The sequence below is a fragment of the Acidovorax sp. HMWF018 genome (assembly GCF_003061035.1).
GTDB classification, from domain to species: Bacteria; Pseudomonadota; Gammaproteobacteria; order Burkholderiales; family Burkholderiaceae_C; genus Acidovorax; species Acidovorax delafieldii.
In genome coordinates this window covers 1030-10151 of sequence record NZ_QAIM01000592.1, presented here as the reverse complement: position 1 = coordinate 10151, position 9122 = coordinate 1030, and the positions used below count along the sequence as shown (strand labels likewise).

9 protein-coding genes are annotated in these 9122 nt (G+C 62.4%); all 9 read left to right on the top strand.

Features of this window, described 5'->3' with window-relative positions:
- Positions 1-173: 173 nt before the first annotated feature.
- Positions 174-1157 (top strand): substrate-binding domain-containing protein, encoded by a 984-nt coding sequence (locus tag DBR23_RS25200; RefSeq protein ID WP_108499937.1) that lies wholly within the window; start codon positions 174-176, stop codon positions 1155-1157.
- Positions 1158-1269: 112 nt separating this feature from the next.
- Positions 1270-2280, top strand: coding sequence for a sugar phosphate isomerase/epimerase (locus DBR23_RS25195; protein WP_108499936.1), 1011 nt, complete (start codon positions 1270-1272; stop codon positions 2278-2280).
- Between the two features lie 57 nt (positions 2281-2337).
- A complete protein-coding gene (locus DBR23_RS25190) occupies positions 2338-3501 on the top strand; it encodes a Gfo/Idh/MocA family protein (RefSeq protein ID WP_108499935.1) in 1164 nt (387 codons plus the stop codon).
- A gap of 677 nt (positions 3502-4178) precedes the next feature.
- On the top strand, positions 4179-5036 hold the full coding sequence (locus DBR23_RS25185; RefSeq protein ID WP_056063945.1) for a type II secretion system protein: 858 nt from the start codon (positions 4179-4181) through the stop codon (positions 5034-5036).
- A gap of 22 nt (positions 5037-5058) precedes the next feature.
- Complete coding sequence (locus DBR23_RS25180; RefSeq protein ID WP_056063942.1) at positions 5059-5892, top strand: type II secretion system protein; 834 nt, start codon at positions 5059-5061, stop codon at positions 5890-5892.
- A gap of 63 nt (positions 5893-5955) precedes the next feature.
- Positions 5956-6879: a type II secretion system protein gene (locus tag DBR23_RS25175; RefSeq protein ID WP_056063940.1), complete on the top strand. Its 924-nt coding sequence runs from the start codon at positions 5956-5958 to the stop codon at positions 6877-6879.
- A complete protein-coding gene (locus DBR23_RS25170; protein WP_108499934.1) occupies positions 6880-7383 on the top strand; it encodes a hypothetical protein in 504 nt (167 codons plus the stop codon).
- A complete protein-coding gene (locus DBR23_RS25165; protein WP_108499933.1) occupies positions 7380-8693 on the top strand; it encodes a hypothetical protein in 1314 nt (437 codons plus the stop codon). The genes DBR23_RS25170 and DBR23_RS25165 overlap by 4 nt, the downstream gene beginning before the upstream one ends.
- On the top strand, positions 8690-9122 hold a 433-nt coding region (locus DBR23_RS29805; RefSeq protein ID WP_158276495.1), incomplete at its 3' end, for a hypothetical protein. The genes DBR23_RS25165 and DBR23_RS29805, both read left to right, overlap by 4 nt.

Genomic DNA, 9122 nt, shown 5'->3' with positions numbered 1-9122 from the left:
CTCCTGGCGTTGTTGCCGTGTCTTGCCGTGCTACTCGCACTGTCTGCGACACAGCGCCTAGCCAGGACCGCTTCGCTGAGTTTTCCAGCCACTCTTTGCGTGCATTTGTTTTTCAAGGTGTTCCCAGCCGGCCAGCTTCCATGGCCATATTCCAAAGCAACAGGAGACAACGCATGAACAGCAGCCAACTTTCTTCTTTCACCCGCCGCTTGGCCCTCTCGGCCGTGGGCGCCGCCGCCTTTGCATTGGCCGCCCCTGCCATGGCGCAGGCCAACAAGACGGTGGTGGGTGTGGCCATTCCGTCGGCCACGCACGGCTTCACGGGGGGCATCGTGTACTGGGCCAACCAGGCCAAGAAGGACCTGGAAAAGGCCCACCCCGGCCTGCAGGTCATCGTGAAGACCGCAGGCGGCGCGCCCGAGCAGGCCAACCAGCTGCAGGACCTGGTCACGGTGAACAAGATCAACGCGCTCGTCATCTTCCCGTTTGAATCGGCCGCGCTGACCAAGCCCGTGGCACAAGTGAAGGCGAAGGGCGTGTACGTGACGGTGGTGGACCGGGGCCTGACTGACACCAGTGCGCAGGACGCGTATGTGGCCGGTGACAACACGGCCTTCGGCAAGATCCCGGCCGAATACATCGCCAAGGCGCTGGGCGGCAAGGGCAACGTGGTGGCCCTGCGCGGCATTGCGACCACGCTGGACAACGAGCGCATGGACGCGTTCAACAGCGTGCTGAAGAACCACCCCGGCATCAAGCTGCTGGACGCCAAGTACGCCAACTGGAACCGCGACGACGCCTTCAAGGTGATGCAGGACTACCTGACCCGCTTCCCGCAGATCGACGCCGTGTGGGCGGCTGACGACGACATGGCCGTGGGCGTGCTCAAGGCCATCGAGCAGGCCAAGCGCAAGGACATCAAGCTGGTGTTTGGCGGCGCGGGGGCCAAGGGCATGGTCAAGACGCTGATGGATGGCAGCAACCCGCTCATCCAGGCCAACGTGTCGTACAGCCCCAAGTTCATCTACGACTCCATCAAGCTCACGGCCGAGGCGCGCATCAAGGGCGAGAAGCTGCCTGCGACGACCATCATTCCGTCGGTGCTGATCACCAAAGACAACGCGAAGGGCTTCTATTTCCCCGACTCGCCGTTCTGATGGAGTTTTGAATCAAATAAGCCTCCAGCGTTTATCCGGCAAGCGCAAGCAGCTATTGAAATGATAGCTGCTTGCTGCTTGTCACCCGCAATCCCCGCCCCTTGGAGCCGCCATGCCAAGACCCGTCACCCTCTTCACCGGCCAGTGGGCCGACCTGCCTCTGGCGCAACTCGCGCCCCTGGCCAAAAGCATGGGCTACGACGGCCTGGAGCTGGCCTGCTGGGGCGACCATTTCAACGTGCTGGAGGCGCTGTCGTCGCCCCAGTACGTGAAAGACAAGCACGCACTGCTGGCCCAGCATGGCCTTTCGTGTTTTGCCATCGGCAACCACCTGGTGGGCCAGGCCGTGTGCGATTTGATCGACGAGCGCCACCAGTCCATCCTTCCGCCCCACGTGTGGGGCGATGGCGAGCCCGAGGGCGTGCGCCAGCGGGCCGCGGCCGAGCTGGCCGACACGGCGCGCGCTGCCGCGAAGTTCGGCGTGAAGACGGTCACGGGCTTCACGGGCTCGTCGGTGTGGCATTCGATCTACGCGTTTCCGCCCACCACGCAGGCGTACTGGGACAAGGGCTTTGCCGATTTTGCGAAGCGCTTCGGCCCCATCCTCGACGTGTTCGAGCAGCACGACATCAACTTCGCGCTCGAAGTGCACCCTACCGAAATCGCTTTCGACATCGCCTCGGCCGAGCGCGCGATTGCAGCCGTGGGCGGCAACAAGCGCTTCGGCTTCAACTACGACCCGAGCCACCTGGCCTACCAGGGCGTGGACTACGTCAAGTTCATCCGCCAGTTTGGCACTCGCATCTACAACGCCCACATGAAGGACGTGTGGTGGGGCAAGGGCGACGGCACGGTGGGCACCTTTGGCGGGCACACCAGCTTTGGCGATGCGCGGCGCAATTGGGACTTTCGCAGCGTGGGACGCGGGATGATCGATTTCGAATCCATCATCGTGGCGCTGAACGACATCGGCTACCGGGGCCCGCTCTCGGTGGAGTGGGAAGACAGCCGCATGGACCGCGTGCACGGCGCCACGGAGAGCGCGGCGTTCTGCAAACGGCTGGATTTCAAGCCGGCAGCTGGCGCATTCGACGCCGTGTTTGCGCGCGACAAGCAGGCCTAGCCGCGCTCCGTCCAAAAAACCGATAACAACAACACACAGCGAGCAAAGGCGTTTCGTATGTCCAGTCCCCAAAAGCTCCGCTACGCCATGGTCGGCGGCGGCCACGGCGCCTTCATCGGCGCGGTGCACCGCAAGGCGATGGCGCTCGACGGCCAGTTTGAACTGGTGGCGGGTGCGCTGTCGTCATCGCCCGAGCGGGCGCGCGCATCCGGCGCCGAGCTGGGCCTGGCGGACGACCGCAACCACGGCAGCTGGCAGGACTTGCTGGCAGACGAACTGCGCCGCCCTGCGCATGAGCGCATCGACCTGGTGAGCATCGTCACCCCCAACCATGTGCACCACCCGGTGGCGTTGGCGTTTGTGCAGGCGGGCTTCCATGTGGTGTGCGACAAGCCGCTGGTGCACACCCGCGCGCAGGCCGACGAGCTGGTGGCCGCCGTGAAGAAGGCGGGCACCGTGTTCGGCGTCACGTACAACTACACCGGCTACCCCATGGTGCGGGAGGCGCGCCACCTGGTGCACAGCGGCGTGCTGGGCCAGCTCCGCAAGATCACCGTCGAATACAACCAGGGCTGGCTGGCCACCGCCGTGGAAGAGGGCGGCGCCAACAAGCAGGCCGACTGGCGGCTGGACCCGGCGCGTAGCGGCGCAGTGGGCACCATGGGCGACATCGGATCACACGCCGAAAACCTGGCCGCCACCGTCACCGGCCAGCACCCCGCCTGGGTGTGTGCCGACCTCACGGCCTTTGGTGCCGGGCGCAGGCTGGACGACGACGCCCAGTTGCTGCTGCGCTACGACAGCGGCGCACGCGGCTTCATCGTGGCATCGCAGGTGGCAGCGGGGCTGGAGAACGACCTGCGCCTGCAGGTGTCGGGCACGCTGGGCACCATCACCTGGCGGCAAGAAGAACCCAACCAGCTCATCCACTCCCCCGTGGACGGCCCGCGCCGCATCCTCACGCGCGGCTCGCCCTGGCTCAGCCCGGCGGCGCTCCGCGCAGGGCGCATTCCTGCGGGCCACCCCGAGGCCTTCATCGAGGCGTTTGCCAACGTCTACCTGGGCGTAGCCGCCGACATCCGCGCGCGGCAGGCAGGCACGGCGGCCGACTCGCTGCACGCCGACTACCCGCGCGTGGAAGACGGTGCGCGTGGGGTGCACTTTATCGAGCGGGTGTTGGCGTCTGCGGCCAGTGAGCAGAAGTGGACGGCATTGCGCTGAGCAACGCTCGCGTCGCGGCGCATGGAAGCTGTAGCCCTGCGATCAAAGCGATGAAACAGCGTTGATAAGGGTCACAACTCGCATGCGACTCTGATTTAGGCTGCACGGGCCGCAGCCCTGGACGGAGGGCGCTCGTCGCGTATCCCTCCGAAGGTTGGGTTGCCGCGATAACCGCTATCCCGACCTTCGGCGGAGTCTTCTGGGTTGGCTGAATCAAGCTTACGTTGCGGAGCGGCTTCGTACACGTGTCTGTGCTCGACCAGCCCATGCCAAGGCTAGCGTCAAGCTCCGAATGTCCTCAATTTCCGAGCCAGGAAAACCCTTATTTTTCCGATAGCTTTGAGCTATTGGAACTAGTGACTAATTGTTTGTTTTTGTTGCTGTTGTGTCACTAATACATACGCACTATGGCTAAGCGAGGGCACTTGCGCGATGCTTGCGCACCATCCTTTGAAGTTGGTGATTAAACAAAGAGTGGCAGTAAGCCATTGATTCATATCAAAAAAATAGATGGATGGGATGCGGGTCAGACGCCACCAAGCAAGCGTTGCCAGCAGTGCCGCAGGGCAGTTGAGGGATGCAAAACGCGTGGATCCCTGACGCCAATTTTTAATTGTTTACTTTCGTTACGTTTAGTAATCTCCGCGCTCACTCTTCTTTCAACGCCTGAGGAAATCATGCGATCACTTTTCTCCGTCCTGCCTGCTCGGCGCGCACACTGTTCTCCCGGTTCCCGAGCGACGCAGGGTGGTTTTACCCTGGTGGAATTGGCTGTTGTGCTGGCCGTCATCGGCTTGATCATCGGCGCCGTGGCCATCGGCAAGGATGTGCAGCGCAATGCCGAGTACACGAAGATCAAGAACAAGTTCATTGACCAGTGGGAGCAGGCGTACAACCAGTACTACCAGCGCACCGGCGTGGTGGTGGGCGATAGCCAGACCGCGCCCCGCATCATGGTGAACGGGACTGCTTACGTGGCAGCAGCAGGTTCTCCCACTTCGGGTGGTGACATGGCTGCACTGGTCGCAGCCGGCTCCGAGCCAGTCCCCGTTTGCTCGCGCAATCCTGAAGCCGGGACCATGCGCTCAGATTCTCCTTTTACGGTCAATGTGAATGACCTTCGTGCCTACATGACGCGCGCAGGCATCCGCATGCCGCCTGGTCGTGCGGAGGGGCAGGAAGACCTCTATGTCTACACCGATACCAACGGCTCGCCGCAGGAAATCCAGGTGTGCTTTCAGTGGAACCGACCTACGACACCCGAGGGCTCGGGCAATGTCATGGTCATCTCTGGCCTGACTCCCGACCTGGCACGCATGCTGGACCAGATGATTGATGGCAAGCCTGACGCGCAAGAAGGTCGCTTCCGCCTCCGGGGCATCGCCAACGGCACGCCGAATGGTCCTGGTGTGGAATGGTCTGCCAACAACTCCTTCGGCCGCGGCGCAGGCGCCACCACGGCCACCGGCGCGGGCAACACCCGTGACGAAGAGCAGGTCATCACCCTGACCGCCATCTACAAGATGAACCAGTAATCAGGGCGAGGAAAACAACATCATGAACCAAGTATTCAAGAACCTGGCCCGCCGCTCGCCATCAACGCGTCAGCAGGGTTTCACGCTGGTCGAGCTGGCGGTTGTGCTGGCAGTTATCGGTCTCATCATCGGTGCCGTGGCCATCGGCAAGGATGTGCAGCGCAATGCCGAGTACACCAAGATCAAGAACAAGTTCATTGACCAGTGGGAGCAGGCGTACAACCAGTATTACCAGCGCACGGGCGTCGTGCTGGGAGACAACCAGACTGCCCCTCAGAACATGGTCAACGGCGAGCGTTTTCTGGCAGCTGGTACACGCTCTGGCCGCGACATGACCGGTGTTACGCCACCCAACGCCATTTGCCGTGCGGCAGCAGGGCAGGGCATGACGCGAGGATTCACCGCTGGTACGGATCCTGACCTGCGTGCCCTGATGACGCGTGCCGGTATCCGCATGCCTCCCGGCCGTGCGGAAGGTCTGGAAGACCGCTATGTCTACCTGGACACCAATGGCAACCCACAAGAAGTCCAGGTGTGCTTCCAGTGGAACGTGCCGCTCGGTAATGGCTCTGCCGCGAATGCAGTGGGTGATGGCATGGGCAACGTGATGGTCATCACCGGCCTGACGCCTGACCTGGCACGCGCGCTGGATCAAATGATCGACGGAAAACCGGATGAGCGTGAAGGCCGTTTCCGTCGCCAGGGCGTGCTGAACAACGCTGGCGGCACCAATCCCAATGCGCCGGGGCAGGAGTGGCAAGCCTCCAACCGTGACCAGATCGGCACGACCAATGATCGTGCTTTTGACGAAGACCAGATTGCCATCGTCACGGCCATCTATCGCATGAATCAGTGATGTGGCTTGAGCCGTTTCACCCTTGACCCTTTACACAACTTATTCCCCTCGTCGGAGGTTTCAATGAAAAAGATGCATTCGTTTCGTGGGCTGGGCCGCAAGGTCCAGCAAGGTTTTACTCTGGTTGAACTGGCTATCGTGCTGGCCGTCATCGGCCTGATCATCGGTGCCGTGGCCATCGCCAAGGACGTCCAGCGCAATGCTGAATACCAGAAGGCCGTCAACAAGTTCGCCTATCAGTGGAAGATGGCCTACGACCAGTACTACCAGCGAACCGGCGTGGTGGTGGGTGATTGCCAGCAGGCGCCAACCTACATGGTGGATGGCTCTGAAACCTCTATCAATGGCGGCAACGCTTGTACGCGTGCGGGTTCCATGGCTGTTCCCGGCATTCCAGCCAGCTTCACAGACCGTGGTCGCAAAATCTGCTCTGGCCAGGGCTACGCTGCAGACACGGTCGGTGCTGGCGACACTACGCTGGCAACACTGAACCTGCGCGAACTGATGACCCGTGCTGGTGTGCGTATGCCCCCTGGCCGTGGTGAAGGACACGAAGACCGCTTCCTCTACATCGACTCCAATGGCAACCCGGCTGAGCTGCAAGTTTGCTTCCAGTTCAACAACGCGGGCGTCGCAAGCGGGGCGGGGAACGTCATGGTGATTCGTGGACTGACGCCCGATCTTGCGCGTTTCATGGACCAGGTGATCGATGGCAAGCCGGATTCCCGCGAAGGCCGCTTCCGCATCCAGGGCCGCCCCCAGCAGACGGCATCCACCGAAGCCAATGCACCCGGCACCCAGTGGGAGGCCAACAACACGCAGGGCGTTGCCATCAATGTGGGCGGCAACAGCACCCAGATGAACACCAGTGATGCGCGCTCGCCCGTAGTCAATGCCGCTGGGAACGCGGGAGGCACGGCCGGGGGCCGCACCTTCGACGAAGACCAGGTCATCTTGCTGACCGCCCACTGGATCATGGAGCAGTAATTGAACGGCACCCGTACGCTCAAGCTGGCCTGTCTGGCACTGGCCACTGCCCTGCTCGGCGGTGGAGCCTGGTTGGCGCAGCGCGGTCTCAAGCAACTGGCTTGGGAGCGCCAGCAATTCGCTCAGTTGCAACAGGGGCTCGAAAGCGCCCGCAGTCTTGTGCCTGAAGTGCAGCGGCGCGAGCAACTGGTGCGTTCTATCAAAGACGTTTCCCAACAGGTGGAACGCATGGGCTTCGACCCGTCCCAATGGGGTGAACGTCGCTTACGCCGGGCCGTAGCCCCCGCGACGCGGGTCGAGGCTGCTCAGTTCCTGATTGAACTGGGTCGTGGCGGAGCAGGGCAGATCTTCGTGGCTGATGTTTTCGAGATCGCTACTGTGTCGCCTGAAGCCAGCCTGTTCCAACCCCCGATGCCTGGCGACCAAGGGCTTTTGCTGGGTGTCACGGGCACGCTGCACTTTCAGACGGCGTCTGTCTCTCCATCGCCGAAGGTGACTCCATGAGTGCAGAACATGTGTATCGCGTCGCCAGCTCCGGCTGGTTGCACTGCCACGGGCATCAGGTCGAAGAAGTTCCTGCATGGCCGCGTCTGACCCACAGCGCGCTGGTGGTGTTGGACATGGACGACGTCTATACCGACGTCTGGCGTTTCGAGGGCAAGACCGAATACGCAGCCGCTTTGGTTGAAAAGCGTGTGCGTACGCAAGGCCTCGTCGAAGGCGCGGCCCATGTCGTGGTGCACCGGCTGGTCAAATTGCCGGGCGGCTTTCAGGTGTTCTTCTCGGCGATTTCGCTGGATCTGTGGCAGCGTTGCACGCAATGGGCCAAGGAGCAGGACGACCATTGCCTGGTAATGATGGCTGGCGGGCTCCTGTGTGACGGCGTGGCGTCTGGCAGTGCGCGCGTCGTGCTGTCCCAGCGGCGGCTGATGTGTTTTGTGCAATCCGAAGAAGGCATGGTTTTTGGCTCAACCCAGGCGCTGGGTTCTGGGCCATCTGCCATGGCCAGTGCGGCCCAGGTGCTGACCAGCAACCACAGTACCTTGTTGATGCGGCTGGGTGCGGAGGCTGTGGAGTGGTGCACGCTGTGGTCTACGCAGCCTGCGGATGTAGACACCTGCCTCGCAGCTGTACGCAGCGTAGTGGGCGGGGCGCCAGTGGTCATGCATGCGCAAGAGATGACGCTGGCTGCTGAGCGGGTACATACCGTGATGCCGACATTGGCGCGCAAGGCTGCAGGCCGCCATGCACTGAATCCTAGTCTGGAGCGGGTGGCGTGGCGTGCCGAGCGCTGGGTGGCTCCTATCACCGTGGTAACGGCGCTCGTCGGCATCGTTCTGGCCATCGCGGGCGTGCTGGTCGGGCAACTGGCGGATCAGCAGCGCAATGCGGGAATGAACCAGCGCGTTGAGCTGGAGGCGCTGCAAAGCCGAATCCAGGCGGTGTCGTTGGTGGAAGCTCCGGGGAAGCTGCTGCCGGTGGCCGAGTTCTCGCGCACGCTGGATGAGGGCGCGCGCCATGACCCAGTGGCGTTCATGGCAGTGTTGAAAGCTGCCTCCAACAAGGACATTCGGATTCAGCGAGTACGTCTGGAAACGACGAGCTCTTTAGGGAGTGCACAGCCCGGTAAAAAAGCCTTCCGTGTAGACGGCGTGGTCGCACCCGGTGCCTCGGCTTCTGTGACACGCTGGGTCTCCCAGATGGCAGCGGCTGGCTGGACGCTCCGGGCAGTGGATCCCACCTTCACGCTGCCAGGTTCTTTCTCGTATGAGCTGGTGGCCAATGCAGCTGCTCCAGGAAATGTGAAACCATGAAATACGCGGCTTTACTTCTCAATGGGCTTGCCATTCTTTTGCTCGGCTGGGGGCTCTATGGCGTGTTTCAGCTCACTCAAGCGCGCACTCCGTCGATGCGTCCCATGACCGTGGAGCTGGCGCCCTTGCCAGCCGCTTTGCGCACGGATCAGGAGCGCGTGACCGAGGCCTTTGGCGCCATGTCTCGCATCCAGGCGCAGACGATGGCGGCAGGCACCGATCCGCAGCGTCTGATCGCGCTACCAGTGCCTGGCAGTGATGTGGTGGGCAGTGTGCAAATGCCGCGCCGCTCCCTGTCATTGCATTTGGACGATCTGGCCTCTGAGCGGCAGTCTGTGGTGATTGACGGCCAACTGGCACGCCAGGGTGCACGGCTGGAGGGCGGTGGGCGTGTTGTGCAGGTGCGCCCCAGCGAGGCGGTGGTTACCG